The sequence below is a fragment of the Ralstonia sp. SA306 genome, from assembly GCF_054792405.1.
Genome location: NZ_CP096452.1, coordinates 1,307,070 through 1,326,789, shown reverse-complemented (window position 1 = coordinate 1,326,789; position 19,720 = coordinate 1,307,070). Strand labels below are relative to the sequence as shown.

General features: G+C 64.5%; 16 protein-coding genes. 5 read left to right on the top strand and 11 right to left on the bottom strand.

The window, feature by feature from the left end:
• Positions 1 to 8: 8 nt before the first annotated feature.
• From M1D44_RS22455 to M1D44_RS22445, 3 genes are all read right to left on the bottom strand, one after another.
• Positions 9 to 989 (bottom strand): quinone oxidoreductase family protein, encoded by a 981-nt coding sequence (locus M1D44_RS22455; protein WP_024978574.1) that lies wholly within the window; start codon positions 987 to 989, stop codon positions 9 to 11.
• A 131-nt stretch (positions 990 to 1,120) separates the two neighbouring features.
• Positions 1,121 to 2,461 (bottom strand): MFS transporter, encoded by a 1,341-nt coding sequence (locus M1D44_RS22450; protein WP_024978575.1) that lies wholly within the window; start codon positions 2,459 to 2,461, stop codon positions 1,121 to 1,123.
• A 71-nt stretch (positions 2,462 to 2,532) separates the two neighbouring features.
• On the bottom strand, positions 2,533 to 3,588 hold the full coding sequence (locus M1D44_RS22445) for a beta-keto acid cleavage family enzyme (RefSeq protein ID WP_024978576.1): 1,056 nt from the start codon (positions 3,586 to 3,588) through the stop codon (positions 2,533 to 2,535).
• A 143-nt stretch (positions 3,589 to 3,731) separates the two neighbouring features.
• Between M1D44_RS22445 and M1D44_RS22440 the strand changes: the two genes are divergently transcribed.
• The gene (locus M1D44_RS22440; protein ID WP_316683170.1) at positions 3,732 to 4,796 is read left to right on the top strand and encodes an AraC family transcriptional regulator; all 1,065 of its coding nucleotides are present in this window, start codon (positions 3,732 to 3,734) and stop codon (positions 4,794 to 4,796) included.
• Here the strand turns inward: M1D44_RS22440 and M1D44_RS22435 are convergent.
• Together M1D44_RS22435 and cls are read right to left on the bottom strand one after the other, a co-directional pair.
• On the bottom strand, positions 4,751 to 6,013 hold the full coding sequence (locus tag M1D44_RS22435; protein ID WP_316852476.1) for an MFS transporter: 1,263 nt from the start codon (positions 6,011 to 6,013) through the stop codon (positions 4,751 to 4,753). The two genes, M1D44_RS22440 and M1D44_RS22435, sit on opposite strands and share 46 nt — an antisense overlap.
• Before the next feature lie 107 nt (positions 6,014 to 6,120).
• Positions 6,121 to 7,554: a cardiolipin synthase gene (cls, locus tag M1D44_RS22430; protein WP_316852475.1), complete on the bottom strand. Its 1,434-nt coding sequence runs from the start codon at positions 7,552 to 7,554 to the stop codon at positions 6,121 to 6,123.
• 189 nt (positions 7,555 to 7,743) lie between these two features.
• On the opposite strand from cls, the gene M1D44_RS22425 reads away from it, so the two are divergent.
• Positions 7,744 to 9,471: a phospholipase D family protein gene (locus tag M1D44_RS22425; protein ID WP_316852474.1), complete on the top strand. Its 1,728-nt coding sequence runs from the start codon at positions 7,744 to 7,746 to the stop codon at positions 9,469 to 9,471.
• Positions 9,472 to 9,546: 75 nt separating this feature from the next.
• Here M1D44_RS22425 and M1D44_RS22420 read toward each other — a convergent pair whose 3' ends face one another.
• Positions 9,547 to 9,687, bottom strand: a complete 141-nt coding sequence (locus M1D44_RS22420; protein WP_024978581.1) for an entericidin A/B family lipoprotein — start codon at positions 9,685 to 9,687, stop codon at positions 9,547 to 9,549.
• A 289-nt stretch (positions 9,688 to 9,976) separates the two neighbouring features.
• Here M1D44_RS22420 and M1D44_RS22415 point away from each other — a divergent pair, with 289 nt between their 5' ends.
• Positions 9,977 to 11,545 carry a methyl-accepting chemotaxis protein gene (locus tag M1D44_RS22415; protein ID WP_316852473.1) on the top strand — a complete coding sequence of 523 codons (1,569 nt, stop codon included), beginning with the start codon at positions 9,977 to 9,979 and terminating at the stop codon, positions 11,543 to 11,545.
• A 58-nt stretch (positions 11,546 to 11,603) separates the two neighbouring features.
• On the opposite strand, the gene M1D44_RS22410 is transcribed toward M1D44_RS22415, so the two are convergent.
• Positions 11,604 to 13,019: a bifunctional diguanylate cyclase/phosphodiesterase gene (locus M1D44_RS22410; protein ID WP_316852472.1), complete on the bottom strand. Its 1,416-nt coding sequence runs from the start codon at positions 13,017 to 13,019 to the stop codon at positions 11,604 to 11,606.
• Positions 13,020 to 13,242: 223 nt separating this feature from the next.
• Positions 13,243 to 14,148 carry a flagellar brake protein gene (locus M1D44_RS22405; RefSeq protein ID WP_024978584.1) on the bottom strand — a complete coding sequence of 302 codons (906 nt, stop codon included), beginning with the start codon at positions 14,146 to 14,148 and terminating at the stop codon, positions 13,243 to 13,245.
• Positions 14,149 to 14,266: 118 nt separating this feature from the next.
• Here M1D44_RS22405 and M1D44_RS22400 point away from each other — a divergent pair, with 118 nt between their 5' ends.
• Complete coding sequence (locus tag M1D44_RS22400; protein WP_316852471.1) at positions 14,267 to 14,779, top strand: GtrA family protein; 513 nt, start codon at positions 14,267 to 14,269, stop codon at positions 14,777 to 14,779.
• A gap of 15 nt (positions 14,780 to 14,794) precedes the next feature.
• Here M1D44_RS22400 and M1D44_RS22395 read toward each other — a convergent pair whose 3' ends face one another.
• A complete protein-coding gene (locus M1D44_RS22395) occupies positions 14,795 to 15,277 on the bottom strand; it encodes a hypothetical protein (RefSeq protein ID WP_024978586.1) in 483 nt (160 codons plus the stop codon).
• Between the two features lie 653 nt (positions 15,278 to 15,930).
• On the opposite strand from M1D44_RS22395, the gene M1D44_RS22390 reads away from it, so the two are divergent.
• The gene (locus tag M1D44_RS22390) at positions 15,931 to 17,271 is read left to right on the top strand and encodes a diguanylate cyclase domain-containing protein (protein ID WP_316852470.1); all 1,341 of its coding nucleotides are present in this window, start codon (positions 15,931 to 15,933) and stop codon (positions 17,269 to 17,271) included.
• 77 nt (positions 17,272 to 17,348) lie between these two features.
• Here the strand turns inward: M1D44_RS22390 and M1D44_RS22385 are convergent, their stop codons facing one another.
• Both M1D44_RS22385 and M1D44_RS22380 read right to left on the bottom strand, forming a co-directional pair.
• Complete coding sequence (locus M1D44_RS22385; RefSeq protein ID WP_024978588.1) at positions 17,349 to 17,912, bottom strand: acyloxyacyl hydrolase; 564 nt, start codon at positions 17,910 to 17,912, stop codon at positions 17,349 to 17,351.
• A 301-nt stretch (positions 17,913 to 18,213) separates the two neighbouring features.
• Complete coding sequence (locus tag M1D44_RS22380) at positions 18,214 to 19,719, bottom strand: efflux transporter outer membrane subunit (RefSeq protein WP_316852469.1); 1,506 nt, start codon at positions 19,717 to 19,719, stop codon at positions 18,214 to 18,216.
• Position 19,720 lies beyond the last annotated feature (1 nt).

Sequence of the window (19,720 nt, the reverse complement as noted above, 5' to 3'; positions counted from 1 at the left end):
ACAGCCCCTCAGATGACGAAGACGGATGAACCCGTCGTCTTGCGCGATTCGAGATCGCGGTGTGCCTGCACGGCGTCTTCCAATGCATAGCGCTGGTGGATTTCGATCTTGATGCGACCGGCGGCCACGTGATCGAACAACTCGCCGGCAAGCTCGGCCTTCTCGGCCGGATCGGCGATGTAATCGGCCAGGGCCGGGCGCGTCAGGTAAAGCGATCCCTTCATCGCCAGCAGTTGTGGGTTGAACGGCGGGATCGGGCCCGATGCCGTACCCACGCACACCATCAGGCCGCGTCGCTTGAGCGAATCGAGCGAGGCATCGAAGGTGGCCTTGCCCACGCTGTCGAACACCACGTTCACGCCCACGCCGTCGGTCAGTTCGCGCACGCGTTTTGCAACGTCGTCGTGCGCGTAGTTGATGACGTGGTCGCAGCCGTGCGCGCGGGCGATGTCGGCCTTGGCTTCGCTCGATACCGTGCCGATCACGGTCAGCCCAAGCAGCTTCGCCCACTGCGAGACGATCAGTCCCACACCGCCGGCGGCTGCATGCAGAAGGATCGTGTTGCCCTTCGCAAACGGGTAGATGCGGCGCAGCAGGTAGGCCGACGTCAGGCCGCGCATGGTCATGGCGGCGGCGGTTTCGCAGGCAATGGCTGCGGGCAGCTTGATGAGCGGCGCGGCTGGAATGAGGCGTTCGGTGCTGTACGCGCCCAGCGTGTTGATGAAGCCGGTATAGGTCACGCGATCACCCACGGCGACGTTGCTTACGCCATCGCCTACCGCTTCAACGATGCCTGCTGCTTCCACGCCCATGCCGGCGGGGCGGGGTACCGGGTAGAGGCCCGAACGGAAGTAGGTGTCGGCAAAGTTCAGGCCGACGGCTTCGTGGCGTAGACGGACCTGGCCCGGGCCGGGTTGGCCCACTTCGACGGTCTCGCAGCGCAAGACCTCGGGGCCGCCGGTTTCATGAAAGCGGACTGCGGTTGCCATGGATATCTCCTGGATTCGTCTTCAGATGTTTGGGGTGCGCGCCGCCCGCGCGGCTCGCTTGGCGAGACGCGGTCAAGGCGGGAGAGGGGTGAGATGCCTTGTGGCGGCGCGCGGTTAGCGGAGTCGGGCCGTCATGCGGAAGCCACAGCGGCTGGTGCGGCGGTGGGCGCCGCGTCGATCGATACGTTGGCCACGCGCTTGAGTTCAGCTTCGTAGCTGCGTGCGGCCAGCAAGAAGCAGCCTGCTGCAACCACGCCGAAGATCGGCATCACAGCCAGGGCGGTCTGCAGGCCCCACGCGTCGGACATGGCGCCGCCCACAAACGGCCCGATGGCCAAGCCGAACAGGTTCTGGAACAGCGAAAGCACCGCAGCTCCGGTAGAGCGGACGCCGGGGTGCACCACGTCGAACACCACGCTGGAAGCCGGGGCCACCGTGCACGTCATCAAGAAGCCGCCGAAGGCGATCAGGAGGAACTGCTGGTTGGCCGGCATGGCGGTACCAAAGGCCGTCATGAACACGAGCAGCGTGACCACCGCCAGCACAGCCACCGCAATCAGCCGGTTGCGCTGGCGGCGCGCTGCAACCACATCGGCCACCACACCCCACACGAAGGCGCCCAGGGCACCGCACAGCACCACCAGTGCGGCTTGCATGGCAGCACGGTCCGGCGGTGTCCCGTGATAGCGATTCAGGTAGCTCGGCAGCCACGCCCAGATGGTCGACACGACGATCAACTGGAAGGCTGCGCCCAGGCACGTCCACCACAGCGTGCGCGAGCTGGTGAGCGCGCCCGCAACGCGTTGCAGGAGCGTGCCTGCGGGCTGACGCACTTGCGTGCCGCCAGCTGCCATCGCCACCGTTTTGTAGTCCGGCACGAACACATAGAGCAGCGCCAGCACCAGACCCGGTATGCCCACCACGCCAAATGCTGCCTGCCAGCCCCAGCGCGCTGCAATCACGCCACCGAGCAACACGCCCAATACCGAACCGACGGATGCCGCGGCAAAGAAGGCGCCCATCAACGTGGCGCGCAGGCGCTTGGGGAACAGACTGGCAATGAGTGCCGCGCCCACCGAGCCGTAGCCGGTCTCGCCCACGCCCACGATGGCGCGCGCGGTGAAGAGCTGTCCGTAATTGCGCGTGAACATGCAGGAGATCGTTGCCAGGCTCCATACGGTGGCCATCACGACGATGCTCTTGACGCGGCTGTAGCGGTCGGCCAACAACGCCACCGGCAGGCCACCCACCGCCACCACGATCGAGATGACCGAGACGAGCGCGCCAAGTTGCTTGTCGGACAGCGCCCAGGCTGTCTTCAGATGCGGGAAAAGCGACACGATGACTTGCCGGTCGATGTAATCGAACAGCATCAGTGCAAAGGTCATTGCAAACGCAAACCACGCCTGGGGTTGGCTGACGAGATAGCCGTCGTGGTGGTCTGCGCGCGGGTCGGCGGCATGCAGATTCATGGTTGTCTCCGAGTGGCGGCGCTTGCGTTGAGCGCCGCCTGTGTTGGCCCGGTGATACGGCGGCTTCTAGTTTAGGCCGCGCGCAGCGGCAGGTTTTTCACGTTCGGGGCACGGTTGGGGGACATGCCGTTCTTCGCCAGCGTTTCTTCAACGCTGTCATATTGCACGCCGATGCGGTAGATGGCGCGCGCCTCCTTGCCGCTGGCAATCTCACGGCCCAGTTCATGCGCCACGCGCACGCACTGCTCGATCTGCTGCACGGATGTCATACGGTTGCCGTGCTGGTCGATGATCGTGTCTTCAATGCCGCAGCGCGGGTGCAGGCCCATTGCCATGGCCATCATGTTGAAGGGCAGCACGTTCTTGAGCAGCGACTCGGCCGTCAGCGTGCAACCATCCGGCGCGCGGTGGATGAAGTTGAAGAAGTTGAACGGGTTGGGGCCGTCGAAGCCGCCGCCAATGCCGATCCACGTCAGGTTGAGCGGGCCCTTGTAGACGCCCTTGCGGACGACACGCTCCAGCGTTTCCAGCGCGTGGATGCCGGTCAACTGGAAGTGCGGTTGCACGCCGGAGGCCTGCAGACGGCGCAGGTGCTCCTCCAGCCAGGCGGGGCCGGCGGGCACGGTCATTTCTGCATAGGCTGCAGCCAGCGCCGGATTGGCCAGCGACGTGCCTTCCAGATACGCCGGATACAGCAGCTCCATGATGTTCATCTGCGTGGTGTTGACCGCCACGGTCACCTGATCGGGTGCTGGGGTCAGGTCGGCCAGCATGTGGCGCGTGTCGTCCGACAGCCACTTGGCGGCTTGCCCTTCGTCTTCGGGGGCAAAAGAAATCGAGCCGCCCACCTGGATGATCATGTCGGGCACCGCCGCACGCACGCCGGCAATCAGCTCGTTGAATTTCGAGAGCCGCTTGGAGCCCTTGCCGTCGAGTTCACGCACGTGCAGGTGCAGCACGGTAGCGCCGGCGTTGTAGCAATCCACGGCTTTCTGCACCTGTTCTTCCATCGTGACCGGAATGTCTTCTGGAAAATCTTCCGGCATCCATTCCGGGCCGTACGGCGCAACGGTAATGACGACTTTGTCCTGGTTTTCCGGGTGCAGCGAATCATCGAGGAATTGCATGTTGGGGGCTCCTGTAGGGGATGTCTCGGCTGGACTTCACTATAGGGAAGCGGTAGCTTTGAATTTCTCAATTGGCGCCAAGTTTTTCTCTTTACGCGCCATTCCGTGTAAACACCAAGACGGCTCGAAGCCCACTGAAACCTATGGAAACGATGGTGCGTGCCCGGTCGCTCAACGGCTACTTCCAGGTCGTGCGGCGGCTTGGTTTCAACCCGCAGGAGGCACTGCGGCAGGTGGGGCTGGACCCGGCCAGACTGACCGATCCCGAGCAGCTCGTGTCAGTCGTGGCGACGTGCCAGTTGATGGAGATCACCGCCGCCAGCGCCCCGTGCCCGACGCTCGGGCTGCAGATGGCCGAGGCGCGCCAGGAACTGGATTTCGGTGTGCTCGGGTTGTTGCTCGCCCACAAGCGCACGCTGCGCGAGGCGCTGCAGGCCATCATCCAGTACCGCCACCTGCTGAACGAGGCGCTGGCGATCTACCTGGAATCTGATGGCGATATGGTGGTCATTCGCGAAGAGGTGATCACCGAGACGCCCGTGCCGCTGCGGCAGGCCAACGAGCTGGCCGTTGGCGTGCTCGCCAGGACGTGCAGCGCGCTGCTGGGCGTGCACTGGAAGCCGCGCAGCATCCATTTCACACATGGCGCTCCCACTGACGTCAGCCTGCACAGACGCGTGTTCGGTTGCCCCATCGTGTTCGGCAGCGACTTCAACGGCATCGTCTGCGCCGCTGCCGATCTGGAGACGCCCAACCCTGCCGCTGACCCGGCCCTCGTGCGCTACGCGGAAAGCCTTGCCGAGCCGCTCAATGTATCGGCGCAAGAGGCGGTGGTGCAGGACGTGCGTCGCGCGATCTACCTGTTGCTGCCGCTGGAGCGCGCCTCGGTCGAACAGGTGGCTGATCATCTCCACCTGAGCGTGCGGACCCTGCAACGCCAGCTGGAAGCAGCCGGCATGACGTTCTCTGACCTGGTGGAGGAGGTCCGGCACAACCTCGCCGTTCGCTACATGGCGAACCCGAGCTATCGGATCGGACGGGTGGCCGCGTTGCTCGGCTATACGCGGCAGGCGTCGTTCACGCGCTGGTTCATCGCCCACTTCGGTATGACGCCGCGTGCGTGGCGCGACGTGCAGCGCGGTGATCGCGGTGCCGACGCGGCTCAGGCAGGTTCGAGCCCGGCCGACGTATCGTCCGCACGCGGCTGACGCACCAGCCGCACCGCGGGCGATTGCAGGATGCACAGCAACTGCAGCGCAAAGCCCGCCACCGCCATCAGCAGGCACGCCCCCGCACCGGCGTGTGCGGCGAGCCACGCGGCCATTGCCGCGCCGATTGGCCGAGCGCCATATGACATCACATTCACTGCAGATACGCGCGCCAGCAGCGTGGGCGGCGTCACCGTCTGCCGCAGCGTGGTGGTGCTGACCACCCACAGAATCGGCCCACAACCCAGCAGAAAGAAGCCCGCTTGTGCCAGTGCCGGCCACGGCTGCCAGAGCGTGGCCGCAAGCAGCACACCGCCCGTCAGTCCACACACGGGGCCAGTCGCCACCACATGGCCGAAGCGCCAGCGCGCCAGAATGCGGGCGGCCAGCAGCGCGCCGATCACCATGCCCGCGCCGTACATGCCGAGCGTCAGCCCAATCGCTTGTGCAGAGAGGTTCAACCGATGCGCCGCATACGGAACGAAGATGGCAATCACCATGAAGAACGCCATGGTGAAGACGAACTGCGTGATGAACACCGGCCGCAGCAGCGGATGGTGAAACACGAAGCGCGCGCCCTCGGCTATGTCCTGCAGCGGGTGCGCCGCGTGCCGCGCCACTGACTCCGGGGCGGCCACGCCGGCCAGCAGTGCCGCAGCCATGGCGGACAACGCCGCCGCCAGCGCGAACGCCGCCATCGAGCCTGTCCAGCCGACCAACGCACCGCCGATGGCCGGCCCGCACGCAAATGCAATCGTGCGCGCTAGCTCGATTCGGCCGTTGGCGCGCGCAAGCATCGCTGCCGGCACGAGCGAGGGCACCAGCGCAGGCGCCGCCACGCTGAACACCACCGTGCCGCACACAGCAACAAAGCCCAGCACACCCAGCGCAGCCAGGTTCAAGCGCCCGGCCATCAGCAGACCCGCCACAGCAAACAAGGCCAGCGCGCGTACCGCCTCCGCGCCGGCCATCAATGCACGCTTGGGCCAACGATCCGCCAGCATGCCGACGGGAATGGCAAACAGCACAAACGGCAGCGTGAGGGCGACTTGCAGCCAGCTCGCTGTGCTGGCGTCGGCATGCAGGGTGAGCACCGCAACCATGGGCATGGCGGCCAGCGCAATCTGCTCGGCTGACTGCGCAGCCAGGTTGGAGCCCGCCAGCCGATTGAAGCCCGGCGGTAGACGGTCGACAGCAAGATCATGGGAATCGGACATCGCACACTCCTGAAAATGTTCGCTTCAGGGTAGGGACGGCGATGCCTGGATGCGCTCCGCTTCTTGCGGGCGAACTCGGAATTCGGGATTCGGAATTCGGAGCGTGATTACAAGATGGGGGCGAACAGCTTGGCGACGTGCATGATCACGCGGCGCAGCGGGTGTGCGTGTTCGTATTCGTCACGGCCAACTCGGGCGGCTTCGGCAAAATCGACTTCGAGCATTTGTGCGACGTCGTTGGCGAAGCGTGGGTCCGCGGTCATGATCATCAGCTCGAAGTTGAGGCGGAACGAACGGTTGTCGAGGTTGGCGCTGCCTACGGCTGCGGCCTCGTCGTCGATCAGCACGACCTTCTGGTGCAGGAAGCCCGGCAGGTAGCGATAGATCTTCACGCCCGCGCGGATCGCCTGATACGCATACAGCGTGGACGCGAGGAACACCATGTGATGGTCTGGCCGCGACGGGATCAGGATGCGCACGTCTACCCCGCGCAGCACGGCCAGGCGCAGCGCGGCAAACACGGCTTCGTCGGGAATGAAGTATGGCGACGTGATCCACAGCCGCTTGCGCGCCGATTGAATGGCTTCCATGAAAAACAGCGAGCAGGTTTCCTGCTTGTCTGCCGGGCCGCTGGCGACCACTTGGCAAACCATGTCTTCTTCGGGCCGCAGTTCGGGCACGATCAGTTGCGGCACTTCGTGCGCGGCCCAGTACCAGTCTTCGGCAAAGGTCAGTTGCAAGTCCATCACCGCGGCACCGACGATCTCGATATGCGTGTCGCGCCACGGGGCAAGCGGCGGTTTTTCGCCCATGTATTCGTTGCCGACGTTGTGGCCGCCAACGTAAGCACGGTCTCCGTCCACCACCACGAGCTTGCGATGGTTGCGGAAGTTGAGCTGGAAGCGGTTGACGAACCCGGCATGCGTGGAGAACGGCTTGGCCAGCACGCCGCCTTCAATCAGACGCTGCACATAGCGGCGCGGCAGCGCGTGGCAGCCGATGCTGTCGAAGAGAAAGTACACACGCACCCCGGCCCGCGCGCGGTCGAGCAGCAGTTCGGCTAGGCGGCGGCCGAGCGTGTCGTCGTGCACGATGAAGAACTGCACGATCAGCACGCGCCGCGCCTGGGCAATCGCCGCAAAGATGGCATCGAAGGTTTCCGCGCCGTTGACGAGCAGCCGCACGCGATTCCGGGCCAGACACGGTGTGCCGGTCAGGCGCGGCAAGGCCTGCATGCAGGTGTGCTGCGGCGCGACCACGCTGGACTCATGGTCGCGCAGACGGCGCCAGTCGTCAGACAGGGTGATTTCGCGCAGACGCGCGTTGTGAAAGCGGCGCGCGTCCACGTAGCCGGCAAAGGTGCTTCGCCCGAAGATCAGATAGGGGATCAGCGTGAACTCCGGCAGCGTGACCAGCGAGATGGCCCACGCGATGGCACCCTGCGACGTGCGCACGGTCAACACGGCATGCATGGCCGCGAGGACGCCCACGCAATGCACAACAAAGAGGAAGGCGGCAAATGCCGTGGTGTTGGTCAGCATGGAAAGCAGCGGGGGAAAAAGCGCACCGTTGCGCCATTTTGACACGCCCCACGTGGCGTCGGACAAACACGGATACTGCCCCGGCTGACATCTCGCGTAGTCTGGCCGTGGCGTCTGTTCAGGCACGCCGCATGCTGGTGTGAAGTAGACGTCCTCTCGACCTGTGCCGTACCCAACACGACATCGAACATGCAAGGGCACCCGAGGAACCTCCCGACCGCGTATCTGCGCGCCTGGTTTGCCTGGCTGGTCATCGCACTGCTGACGGGCTGCGCAAGCCTGCCAGATCACGTCGATCGCCCCGTGACGACGGCGCTGCCCAATGCCGAATCGGCCTCTTCGCTGGGGCGCCTGGTGCAGACGAATGCGCCGTCGGCCGATGTGTCCGGCTTCCGGCTGATCCCGTCGGGCGAAGAAGCCTACGCCACGTTGCTCACGCTGGCCGACCGGGCCGAGCGTACGCTGGATTTGCAGTACTTCATCATTGCGAGCGACAACAGCGTGCGCGAACTGATGCGCCATGTGCGGGCCGCTGCCGACCGTGGCGTACGCGTGCGCATGCTGGTCGACGATCTGCACAGCGATGGGCGCGATCTGGCATTTCTGAAATTTTCGTCGCACAAGAACATCGACGTGCGGCTGTTCAACCCGTTTCCGGGCGGGCGGATGTCGAACGTCACACGGTACCTGAGCGGTGCCGCGGAGTTCCGCCGCGTCAATCGGCGCATGCACAACAAGGCTTTCATTGCCGACAACGCACTGGCCGTGACAGGCGGGCGCAATCTGGGCGCCGAGTATTTCACGCAGAACCAGACCACCAACTTCGTCGATCTTGACGTGCTGGCTGCCGGGCCGGCGGTGCGTCAGTTGTCGTCGGCGTTCGATGCGTACTGGAACAGCGAATTTGCCTATCCGGTGCAGGCGCTGGCGCCCGAGCCGAGCATGGCGCATCCGCCCGAGCCGAAAGAGGGCAACTATCCGCCGCCGGTGACGATGCCACACCGGCCGGAAGGGCCGCCGCAGCATATCGATGTGCCGACCCGGCCGATCAACATGGGCTCCGATTCCGCCAAGCCGGCATCCGACCAGACGATTTCGCAGCTCGAGCAGCGCCGTAACCAGACTGATCTGGCCAGCCCAGCGCCGGAGCAGCCTTTGCCGCTCAAGCCCGCACCGCGCGACTGGTTCCTGGCTGACCAGATCGCCCGTGGCCGCCTGCGCCTGGAGTGGGCGCAGGCACAGGTGATCGTCGACCGTCCGGCCAAGGTGTCGGGTGATGAGGTGGAACCTGGCGGCGAGCGCCTCGCCCAGACGCTTCTGCGTCTGATTGACGAGGCCAAGCGCGAGGTGGTGCTGATCTCGCCGTACTTCGTGCCGGGCAAGCGCGGGGTCGAGGTGGCTAGGCACTTGCAGGATCGGGGTGTGCGGCTGCGTGTGCTGACCAACTCGCTGGCAGCGACCGACGCACCCATCGTGCATGTGGGTTATGCGAAATATCGTGGCGCGCTGATCGACGACGGTGTTGAACTGTACGAGCTGCGCCCGACGCTGGGCGATCGCCCGAAGATGTTCGGCACGTTCCGTTCGTCGCAGGCAAGCCTGCACGTGAAATCGATCGTGGTGGACCGCAGCACGCTGTTTGTCGGCTCGATGAACATCGACCCGCGCTCCATCGGGCTGAATACCGAAACGGGGTTGATCATCCGCAGCCCGGTGCTGTCGGATGCGGTAGCCAAGCTGTTTGACGATTCGGTGCGCGACAGCGCCTACCGGGTGACCAAGGACGACGGCCACTTGCGCTGGACCACGCATGAGAATGGCAAGGAGGTCGTCGTCGATCAGGAGCCGGAAGTGGGCCTTGGCCGCCGGACGTGGATTCAGATGCTGGCGCCGTTTACCCCGGAAGAGCTGCTGTAGCGGCCCAAAAGAAAAACGCCGCGAACTGCGGCGTTTTTTCAACTCAGGCCAGGGACTCTCCGGGCCTTCGCTTCATTACATCTTCTGCTTGGTGTTGTCAGCGGCGTTTTCCAGCTTCTGACCACCCGTCTGAATGTCCTTGCCCATGCCTGCCATCGTGTTGCAGCCCGCCAGAACGACGCAGCCCAGGGCCAGCAGTGCAATCAGTTTCTTCATCTCGATCCCCTTGTGAGCCGTGCGGTGTCCCGCACGATGTTCGCGTGATTGCCACCACGACGGTGGCGCAACCCGCATTTTAGTGCCACCCCGCGCACGTGGGGTGCGCCGGTCGTATCTTTTTTACCTTCTTGCATATCACTTGCGGCGCATTCCGGACATTCGTGGTGATGCCCTCTATTTCCGCTGTCCCTTGCCGTTAGCACCATTGGGAGTGAACAGGGTGCCCGAAGAGGGACGCGGGAAGACGATCTCGGCGCACACGGCCCAACCATGCAGGGGAAAACATATGTGGAAATGGATGGATACGAGCATTCGCACGCGGCTGACGTTTCTGGTCGCAGTATTTGCAGTGATGATTGCCGTGGTGGGCTTCGCGGGTATCACCACCGGCCGGGCGACCAATGACGATTTGCGGGCGGTGTATCTGGAAGATGCCAAGGGCCTGGATCTGCTGGCCAAAGACACCATCAACCTGCTGTGGGCGCGCATCCACCTGACCAATTTCGATGCGGTCTCCACGCCTGAAGAACTCAAGAAACTGCTGTCCGATGCGCACACCATGGTCAACTCGGCCAACGATGCCTGGGCCCAGTTCATGAAGCTGCCGATTCCCGATGCGGACCGCGCCCAGTTGCAAGCCGCCGACGCGGCACGCACCAAGTTCGTCAAGACGGCGCTGGAGCCGGCCATTGCCGCACTGGAACGCAGCGACCTCACTACGTACCGCGAACTGAACACGAACCTGGTGCCGAAGCTGTTCGTCGATTACGACTCGGCGCTCGGGCCCCTGGTCGGGGCGCGCTTCAAGTACGGCCAGCAACGCTTTGACCATTCCCAGTCGCGCTATGCGATGAGCATCTGGATCTCGGGTGGCTTGCTGGTCGCCGCGCTGGTGTTGTCGGTTGTGGCGCGCGGCGTGCTTGGCCGCACGGTGGTGCGTCCGCTGGAGCGCGCCATTCAGGTGTTCGAGCGCATGGCATCGGGCGACCTCGCCACGCGTATGGAAGGCCAGACCGCCGCGGGCCGCCGCGATGAAACCGCACGCCTGATGCACGCGGTGTCGTCCATGCAAACGAGCCTGCAGCAGATCATCGGTCAGGTGCGCACAGGCTCCGATTCCATCGCCAGCGCTACCAAGCAGATTGCCGCCGGCAATGCCGACCTCTCGCAGCGCACGGAGCAACAGGCCTCGTCGCTGGAGGAAACCGCGTCGAGCATGGAAGAGCTGACGAGCATCGTGAAGCAGAATGCCGATAACGCGCGTCAGGCGAGCACGCTGGCCGTCAGTGCGTCGGATATCGCGGTCAAGGGTGGGGAAGTCGTGGGCCGCGTGGTGGACACGATGGCCGGCATCAATGAAAGCAGCCGAAAGATTGCCGACATCATCGGCGTGATCGAAGGCATTGCGTTCCAGACCAACATCCTGGCGTTGAATGCTGCGGTGGAAGCCGCACGCGCCGGCGAGCAGGGCCGCGGCTTTGCCGTCGTTGCCGGCGAGGTGCGCAGCCTTGCGCAGCGCAGCGCCACGGCCGCCAAAGAGATCAAGGAGCTGATTGGCGATTCGGTGGGCCGTGTGCAGAACGGTACGACCCTCGTGGCCGAAGCTGGCACGGTGATCGACGAGGTGGTGGTGGCCGTGCGCCGCGTGACGGACATCATGGGCGAGATCAGCGCGGCGTCGGAAGAACAGAGCAGCGGCATCGAACAGGTCAACCAGGCCGTCACGCAGATGGACCAGGTGACGCAGCAGAATGCAGCGCTGGTCGAACAGGCTGCGGCTGCGGCGGAATCGCTGGAAGAACAGGCCGAGGCGTTGCGCAGCGCAGTGGCGGTCTTTCGCGTCGAGCACGCATAAGCAGCACGCGCGCCAGCGCCGATGCCCTTCCGCCGTGCAGGCGGAAGGGCGTTTTCTTTTACGGCATCAGATCGCGTGCGCGCTCGGCAATCACGTCTTGTGTGTCGTCGATCCAGCGGGCAGGGAAGGGTTGCGAGAGCAGGTAGCCCTGGATCACGTCGCACCGGCAGGCACGCAGCGCATGGAGCTGCGCGGCGGTTTCCACGCGCGTGGCGGTGACGGGCACCCCCGCGCCATGCGCGGCAGCCACCAGGCGTTGCAGCACCGCGTGATCGCTCGCCTTGGTCACTGCGTTGACGATGGCCTGATCGAGCTTGACCTGATCGGGGCGGAACGTTGCCAGGCAATCGAGGCTGTGCGCGGTGGCGCCAAAGTCTTCCACAGCCACGCGTGCGCCACAGGCGTGCAGGGCTTCCACGGCTTTCTGCGCCGAGCCGTTGGCACGGTGCAGTGTGTGTTCCGATATCTCGAAGACGAGGCGTGCGGTCGGCACCGCGTGGCGTGCGGCAATGTCGCGCACGGCGTCGCTCAATTGCGGATCGAGTAGCTGCGCAACCGACAAGTTGACAGCTGCATGCACGCCCGGCTGATGCCGGCTGTTGCGTCCCGCGCGCTGGGATTCTTCGCGTAGCAGCCCGGCCAGCATCTGCGCGGCATTGTCGAGCACCCAGCGGCCCACCTCACGAATGTCGCCTGTCTGCTCCAGGATTGGCAGAAAATCGGCCGGTGCAACGACTCCCAGCTCCGGTGAAATCCAGCGCAGCAAAAATTCGTAACCGACGATCCGTCCGTCGGTCAGGCTCAGTTGCGGCTGCAGGTTCAGGCTGAACTGGCGGCGCGCAAGCGCATGACGCAACTGGGCGGCCAGGCGCGGATGCTCGGCGGCGGCGTCGTACCCATCGATGGCGGCGGTGTTGCCGCCCGAGATCGGAGGCATGGCCGCCGGGGCATACAGCGCGGGGCTTTGTTCGGCACCGTGCTGGACCCCGTAGAGCGCCCGGTCGGCCTGTTCAATCAGCCGCGCTGCATCCGAAGGCATGGTCTCAAAAAGCGTCATGCCGATGCTGCATGAGCAGACCAGCTCGTAACCATGCGTGATGAAAGGTCGCGTAAGCGCCGCGGAAATCCGCCGCGCGAGATCGTGCACATCCTGTGCCGAGACAAAGTCTGCGCAGGCAACGGCAAAGGTCTCGGGGCCGACGCGCCCGACGATGGGTGCGATGCCATCCGCAGGTGGCACGCTCAGCGCTTCAAGCCGCGATGCACATTCGACGATGACCTCTCGCGCGGCCAGCGGCCCGAGCGTGTTGGTGGCCTCGGCAAAATGGTCGAAGCCGATCAGCAGCAGTGCGCCGATTGCATCCTGGCGTGCGGGTTGCGGCATGGCAGCCAGCAGCTGGACGAATCGTTCGCGGTCCGGCAATCCGGAGATTGGGTCCAGACTCGATGGCGCGGCAGACCTTGCGCGGCTCATAAATGGGGATCGTCCTGCAAATGCCTTTAAAACGGAAATGCCTGCACTTGATGTGCTGTCAATTGTATAGCTTTGTCACAAGCATGCCTGCGGCATCATAAGCTGAAAACCGGCCATGGTGGCCGATTTGCGGCGTTTTTTGCGTGATTTCGGCAGATGTTTTTAACCTTTAGCGGCAGTTAATTCTGAGCAAAGCGGGGCGAATATCAGTTCTGCCTGCACGCTACACCATGCGCTGGCCGCCCCAAAGCAACTGTTCATAGATAAAGCATTGCAGCAGCATTTTTTGGGCCGCGACCAGCTCTACGAATTCCACGCCGTATTGATAGACGTTGGGCAGGTCGGCCGGCTTCTCGCTGCGAACGAGGGCGGCTGCCACCAGTTCGGAGTGATAGTCGCGCGTTTTCACCCGGAAGCGCAGACGCGCCGGCGCGCCGCTCACCTCCAGCCGATGCACGGAGCGGAACGACGCGCCTGTCGTGCTGATGTCGGAGATATGGATCATGCGCGGCGGGTCGCCGCTCACCAGCATCTTGCCGACCACGTTGGCGCGCACGCGCAGCGATTTGCGCAACATGCGGTTCTTGATCCGCCGCGGCGGCGACAACACGACGTATTCGAACGGAATGCGGCACACCGCCATCACCGTGCATTCAAAGCTGGCAATGCCCTCGCCCGAGAAGGCGTGGACTTCCACCAGTTCGTCCTTGACCGGCATGACCGAGCGGCCGCTGTCGGTGGGCATGGTGATGAGCAGATGGCGCTGCGGGCTGTAGCCCATCACGCGCGCGGCGCCCTTGGTCTGGCCGGCGCCTGCGGTCAGTCGCACGGTCAGCATGCCACCGGGGCGCAGGCCCAGCAGCTCCATGGCGATCGTGCGTTCACCGTCAGGATCGTCGCCCATGTCGGGGAACATCGTGTTCGGGAACTGCGTATTTGCAAACGCTGGCGCAGGCGCGGGCGTGCCGTCCGCCATACGATGCGGGCGGTGCAGCGTGCACAGCAGGTCGATCTCCTCCGGGGAGTGGATGACGTCGCCCTTCGGGACGAGCAGCTGCCCGTCGGCGTCAAGCATCGGCCACGGCAGGGGGATCGCTAGCGGAATGTCGAGAGGTTGAAGTTCGAGCATGGCAATGGGGAGCCAACAGCTGCGCAGGGCCCCACGTTTCTATACGGCCAAATGTTGCACAACTTTAAGCGCACTTATTGTGCGGGGTCGGTGGCACGCGAGTTGCGGCCCGAGAACCATGGTCGAGCACAATGTCGGTTCCAAAGTAGATGGGGTGAGTGTGCGCATGGCGTCTCGGCGGCATTTCTGGGCGGCGGTAGAGCAGTTTGCTCGCTATGTCGTCATCGGCGGCGGCGCAACGCTGGCGCACTATGTGGTGCTGTTCGGGCTCGTGCAGCTGGGAGTCTCGCCGTGGCGAGCGTCGGTGGTAGGCAGCGTGATCGGTGCCACGCTCAACTACTTCATCAGCCGGCAGGCCGTCTTCAACAGCACACGCGGGCACGTCGGCGCGATGGTGCGGTTTGGCCTGGTGGCCTTTCTCGCGCTGGGATGCAACGCGACCATCATGGCCATCGGCCTGGGAATTGGCCTGTATTACCTGGTCGCGCAGATGTTCGCCTCGGCCATCACGGCAATCTTCAACTTCGTGGTGCACCGGTACTGGACGTTTCGCGACGCCGACGCAGTCGGCGCGCCAACTGAGCCGCAGCCGACCATCGTGCCGGAGCGGCCCACGCACCATGGGCCGTAAGCGGCCCTGCCCGCCTTAATGCCGACTTGCCACGCTTTGCAGGCCGGCCGCGGTTTCCGTGACGAACGTCACTTCGCCGATGCCATCGGCAGGCGGGGTGGGGGCATCGTCACGCAAGCGCTCCACCACCAGATGGACATCGATCACATCGGCCACGCCAGATGCCTCCAGCGAAACAAGTGCGGCCAACTGCGCAATCGCAAACGTATCCGCGAGCAGCGGGGTGTCGTCGTGGAGATCGCCGGCAACGCGTGCGGGTGGGGTCTTGCCGGCAGCGCGCGTGGGGTGCTGCGCTGTCTCACGTGCGCGATAGGCGAAGTAGGCATCGGCAAAATGCACGCGGTGCGCGTCGAATACGCGTACGGCAGCGGTAAGGGCATCGTCCACCCAGGTGGGGTCGACTGCCGTCGTACCTGGCTCGTTACCTTCGGGCAGGCCCGCGAGCTTGAGCGCATATCGATGCGTCTGCGTGCCGGGGGCGACAAAACTCAATTCCATACGACCTCCCACAACCGCGTGCGCTTGTGCCGCGGCTCGCCGTGTTTGAATTCGCTCCCCCCGAAGCGATATTGAAGAATAGTAACGGAGCCGGCCGTTTGCGCCTTTCCTCTTTCCGGATGAGGTCGAGGGGTCTTGTCTTAACTTTAAGACATTCACAATGTGGAGATTGCCGTTCGTTCATATGGCAAACGGTTGCGGGGCGGCAGCGTCTGCGCGACCTAACCGAACGGCTAGCTGCTTCGCCGCGAGGGCCGGTGTACAGTCATCGGATGTCTGGCGACGCCGGACAAGTGTCGACAATCGAGGTCGACAAACGCAGACGGGAATGACGCGGGGCGCGTTTCCTTCGCGTCATCTCGCGCACGAGGGGACCCAAAGCGCGCACGCGGTCCATGTCCCCTCGCGGGAAGGGATTGCCCCGTTAACTCGCGGCTTCTATAGTCCGCCTCGATTCGTGCGCTTGCAACGCACCAAGGTCTGTCATTGCCCGCCGCCAACTGGGCCACGCAGACCACGAGACCGGTTACGGGGATCACGCCAACTGCCACCGCGCGCCTGACGCAACGATTGCGTCATGGGGCACCCGGCGGCGCGATGGCCATCACATCAACCACCCCCCGGGACTGCCGCATTCGCGAAACAGCATCGCCATGCTTGAGGACCACCACTTGTACAAGGCTGCGATCGAACATTCGCCGATAGGAATCGGCCTGTGCGCGCCGGAGGGTCGCTTCCTCGACGTGAACCGAGCGCTGTGCGCGCTAACGGGACACGAAGCACAGGCGCTGCGCGCGCGCGATCTGTTCGACCTGTGCCACCCCGACCACACGGAACGCACACGACATGGTGTCGAGTCGCTGCTCGCCGGTCAGCGCGACACGCTGTCGATGGAAACGCGCCTGGTCCGCCAGGACGGCACCACCGTCTGGGTGCAGACCGATGTGGCGGTGGCGCGCGACGACGGCAACGCGCACCTCGTCGTGCAGATGCAGGACGTGACCGCGCGGCGCCTGGCGCTGGAATCGCTGCGCGCGTCGGAGCAACGGTTGGCCTATGTGCTGGACGGCGCGGGGCTGGGTACGTTCGACTGGTCCACGCGTGCACGGCATGTGTCGTTCAACCGTCGGACGGCCGACATGCTCGGCTACGAGCCAACGGATCTGTCCAACGATCCGGATGCCTGGTTCGCGATGGTGCATCCGCAAGACGCCGCGTTGAGCGCGCGACGCATCTACCGCCATATGCGCGGCGATGCCGACAGCTTTGAAATCGAGCAACGCATGCGCGCACGCCATGGACAATGGATCTGGGTGGCCGCGCGCGGGCGTGTGACCGAGCGTGATGCCCGTGGCATGGCCACGCGCGTGAGCGGCACGCTGCTCGACGTGACACAGCGGCGCACTGCGCTGGATCGGGCCCACCACCTCGCGCTGCATGATCCGCTGACGGACTTGCCCAATGCACGTCTGCTTCGCGATCGTCTGTTCGTCGCCATTCAGACGGCACGTCGCGCGCGCGGCCAGGTTGCGGTCGTGTTCATCGATCTCGATCGCTTCAAGCCCGTCAACGATGAGTACGGCCACGGGGTTGGCGATCTCGTCCTGAAGGCTACGGCCATGCGGTTGCGCAGCGGGCTGCGGGCCTCGGACACGGTGGCGCGCTTGGGCGGGGATGAATTTGTTGCCGTCCTCACGCACTGCGCCACGCGCGACGATGTGACGCAAACCGTGGAACGCCTGATCGAAGAATTGCAGACGCCGTTTCGTGTGGAAGGCCATGTGCTGTCGATGGGCGTGAGCGCCGGCGTGGCGCTGTATCCGACCGACGGGCATGACGCGCAGACGCTCATCCGCAATGCCGACGCAGCGATGTATGAAGTCAAGCGTGCCGGTGGCAACGGCCTGGGCTTCCATGCCTCGCTCAATTACGAGCGGTTGATGGGCATGCGATCGCGCGATCGCGATCTTGATGGGGACGCCGACGCGCGTTGATTCACCGCCGCGTGCCAAAACAAAACGGCCCGCCGCAAGGCAGGCCGTTTTTTTCAAGCGTCGCAAACGTTCAGGTTTTAGAACGTGTAACGCAGGTAAAGCTCGTTTAGGTCCGTGCCCGGATTCGGGCGCTTGATCGACGCGTTCGACAGGTGTTCGAAGCGGTAGCCCATTTGGAATTGTTGCTTGCTGCCAAAGGCCACGCCCACGCCGATCATGTCGGAGAACTGGAAGGCCGTGCTGAAATAGTGCTCGTTGGACGTGCTGACGTGCGACAGCAAGCGCGGGCCGACACCAGCTTCGATGAACGGTACCCACGAGCCGCCGCGCTTTTCAAGGCGGAACAGCGGCGTCACGCCGAATTCGGTGATGTTTTGGCGGTTGGTGCCCTTGGTCGAGCGCCACTGGCCCAGCGCGACTTCCCAATCCAGATTCACGAACCAGCCTTCCGGGTTGCCCCAGTGGAAGCCCGAGTCGAAGTCGAGGTCGACGCCGTATTTCTCGATGCCGTGCTTGTTGTCTTTGCCATAGATGACGCGCACGGACGGGTCAGCCTGAGCGGGCAGGGCGGCAAACAGCGTGGCGGCGCCCAGGGCGGCAGCCAGCAGCTTGGCGGAACGGGGAAGCGCGGATCGGATCATCAGAGAGAGAGCAGAGTCAGTTGAGCGGCGCGCGTGAATCGGGGCAACTGCGTCGGCAACCACGCGCGCGGCGGACATGGTGGCTGGCAAACAGACGGTCTGGATAGCACCGGGGCGGCTTGCAAGGCATCGGGCGACGCAATTTGCGCGCCCGCTGCTGCATCAGCCGGCCCGGATGGTCGGGCGGTCTGAAATAAATTCCGTCGATTATAGGGGGAACTATCCGACTGCGTGCGGGCTTACGCACAAGGGGACATTGCCGGTAGCGAAACATCGTCGGCCACCGGCAACAACAGAAGGGTTATTGCGCGGCAGGAGCGGATGCCCGCGGCAGCGCCGCCTGGCCAACCACCGGCACTTCGCCGTGCCACCCGCCGCCCAGCGCCTTGACCAGCAGCACCGCTGCCGAATACTGCTTGCCCTGCAGCGTGAGCAGCGTGCGCTCGGCATTGTAGGCCGTGGCCTGTGCGGTGATGACTTCCAGGAAGCTCACCGTGCCCGCGCGATAGCGGTTCAGATTGAGTTGCGCGGCTTCCTGCGCGGCCTTGACGGCATCGGCCTGCACGCCAAATTCCTGCGTCTGCCAGCGAAGCGCGGCGAGGTTGTCTTCGACATCCTGAAACGCGCCCAGCACCGTCTGGCGGTATGTCGCGACCGACGCATCGTAAGCAGCACCGGCCTTGTCGACGGCGGCTGCACGCGCGCCGCCATCGAACAGCGTGGCGGCCAGCGTTGGGCCGATCGACCAGACGCGGCTCGGCAGCGTTGCCAGGCGCGAAAGCGTGTTGGCCGCCAAACCGGTCGAGGCTCCCAGCGTGAGTGTCGGGAAGTACGCAGCCTTGGCCACGCCGATCTGCGCGTTGGCGGCGGCCATGCGGCGCTCGGCGGCGGCAATGTCGGGGCGGCGCTCCAGCACGGCCGATGGCACTTCCAGCGGAATGGCGGGTAGGGCCGGCAAGTCGGCTGCACTCGCAGCGGTGGCCGGGGCCAGCGAGAATTCAGACGGCGGTTTGCCGATCAGCACCGCAATGGCGTGCTCAAGCTGCGCACGGGTGACTTCGGTATCCAACAGCAGCGCCTGCGACTGGTTGAGCTGCGTCTGCGCGGTCAGCACATCCGAACGCTGCGCCACGCCCACGGCGTACTGGTTTTGCGTGAGCTTCAGGAAGCGCTCGTAGTCGGCAACCGTGCGTTGCAAGACAGCCTTTTGGGTATCCGTGACACGCAATTGAAAATAGTTCTGCGCAAGCGTTGCCTGCGCGGACAGCAAAGCGGACGACAAATCACCGGCGCTCGCTTGTGCGCTGGCTTTGTTCGACTCCACCGATCGGCGGATGCGGCCCCACAGGTCCAGCTCCCAACTGGCGTTGAGTGACAGGCTTTGCGAGTTGAGCAGACTCGGGTTGCCTGTCGACAGGCTGCCGTCCGGGTTGACCGAGGTGCGCACTGAACGGCTGCGCGTGGCCGATGCATTGGCACCCAGCGTCGGGAAGAACGAAGCCTGCGCCGATTGCACCAGCGCCTGGGCTTGGCGGTATTGCGCCTCGGCCACCAGGATGTTCTGGTTGGCGGCGGCCACCTGTTCTTCGAGCGCGTTCAATTGCGGGTCGTTGAAGATTTCCCACCACTTGCCGCGGGCGATGGCGTCGCTCGGGTCGGCGACTTTCCAGTCGCCGGCTTCCTTGTATTGCTGCGGCACTTCGGCGGTGGGGCGCTTGTAATCGGGCCCGACCGCGCACGCCGAGACGAGCGCGCACGCGGCTAGCACGAGCAACGAGGTACGAAGGGCTTGAGTGCCTCTTGTCATG

Excerpts from the sequence above, each read along its gene's own strand:
- M1D44_RS22450 (WP_024978575.1), bottom strand. The coding sequence starts at position 2,461 with ATGAATCTGCATGCCGCCGACCCGCGCGCAGACCACCACGACGGCTAT.
- M1D44_RS22380 (WP_316852469.1), bottom strand. The coding sequence starts at position 19,719 with ATGACAAGAGGCACTCAAGCCCTTCGTACCTCGTTGCTCGTGCTAGCC.
- M1D44_RS22425 (WP_316852474.1), top strand. The coding sequence starts at position 7,744 with ATGCAAGGGCACCCGAGGAACCTCCCGACCGCGTATCTGCGCGCCTGG.
- M1D44_RS22420 (WP_024978581.1), bottom strand. The coding sequence starts at position 9,687 with ATGAAGAAACTGATTGCACTGCTGGCCCTGGGCTGCGTCGTTCTGGCG.
- M1D44_RS22445 (WP_024978576.1), bottom strand. The coding sequence starts at position 3,588 with ATGCAATTCCTCGATGATTCGCTGCACCCGGAAAACCAGGACAAAGTC.
- cls (WP_316852475.1), bottom strand. The coding sequence starts at position 7,554 with ATGCTGACCAACACCACGGCATTTGCCGCCTTCCTCTTTGTTGTGCAT.
- M1D44_RS22405 (WP_024978584.1), bottom strand. The coding sequence starts at position 14,148 with ATGCTCGAACTTCAACCTCTCGACATTCCGCTAGCGATCCCCCTGCCG.
- M1D44_RS22435 (WP_316852476.1), bottom strand. The coding sequence starts at position 6,013 with ATGTCCGATTCCCATGATCTTGCTGTCGACCGTCTACCGCCGGGCTTC.
- M1D44_RS22390 (WP_316852470.1), top strand. The coding sequence starts at position 15,931 with ATGCTTGAGGACCACCACTTGTACAAGGCTGCGATCGAACATTCGCCG.
- M1D44_RS22410 (WP_316852472.1), bottom strand. The coding sequence starts at position 13,019 with ATGAGCCGCGCAAGGTCTGCCGCGCCATCGAGTCTGGACCCAATCTCC.
- M1D44_RS22455 (WP_024978574.1), bottom strand. The coding sequence starts at position 989 with ATGGCAACCGCAGTCCGCTTTCATGAAACCGGCGGCCCCGAGGTCTTG.
- M1D44_RS22400 (WP_316852471.1), top strand. The coding sequence starts at position 14,267 with ATGGTCGAGCACAATGTCGGTTCCAAAGTAGATGGGGTGAGTGTGCGC.
- M1D44_RS22385 (WP_024978588.1), bottom strand. The coding sequence starts at position 17,912 with ATGATCCGATCCGCGCTTCCCCGTTCCGCCAAGCTGCTGGCTGCCGCC.
- M1D44_RS22415 (WP_316852473.1), top strand. The coding sequence starts at position 9,977 with ATGTGGAAATGGATGGATACGAGCATTCGCACGCGGCTGACGTTTCTG.
- M1D44_RS22395 (WP_024978586.1), bottom strand. The coding sequence starts at position 15,277 with ATGGAATTGAGTTTTGTCGCCCCCGGCACGCAGACGCATCGATATGCG.
- M1D44_RS22440 (WP_316683170.1), top strand. The coding sequence starts at position 3,732 with ATGGAAACGATGGTGCGTGCCCGGTCGCTCAACGGCTACTTCCAGGTC.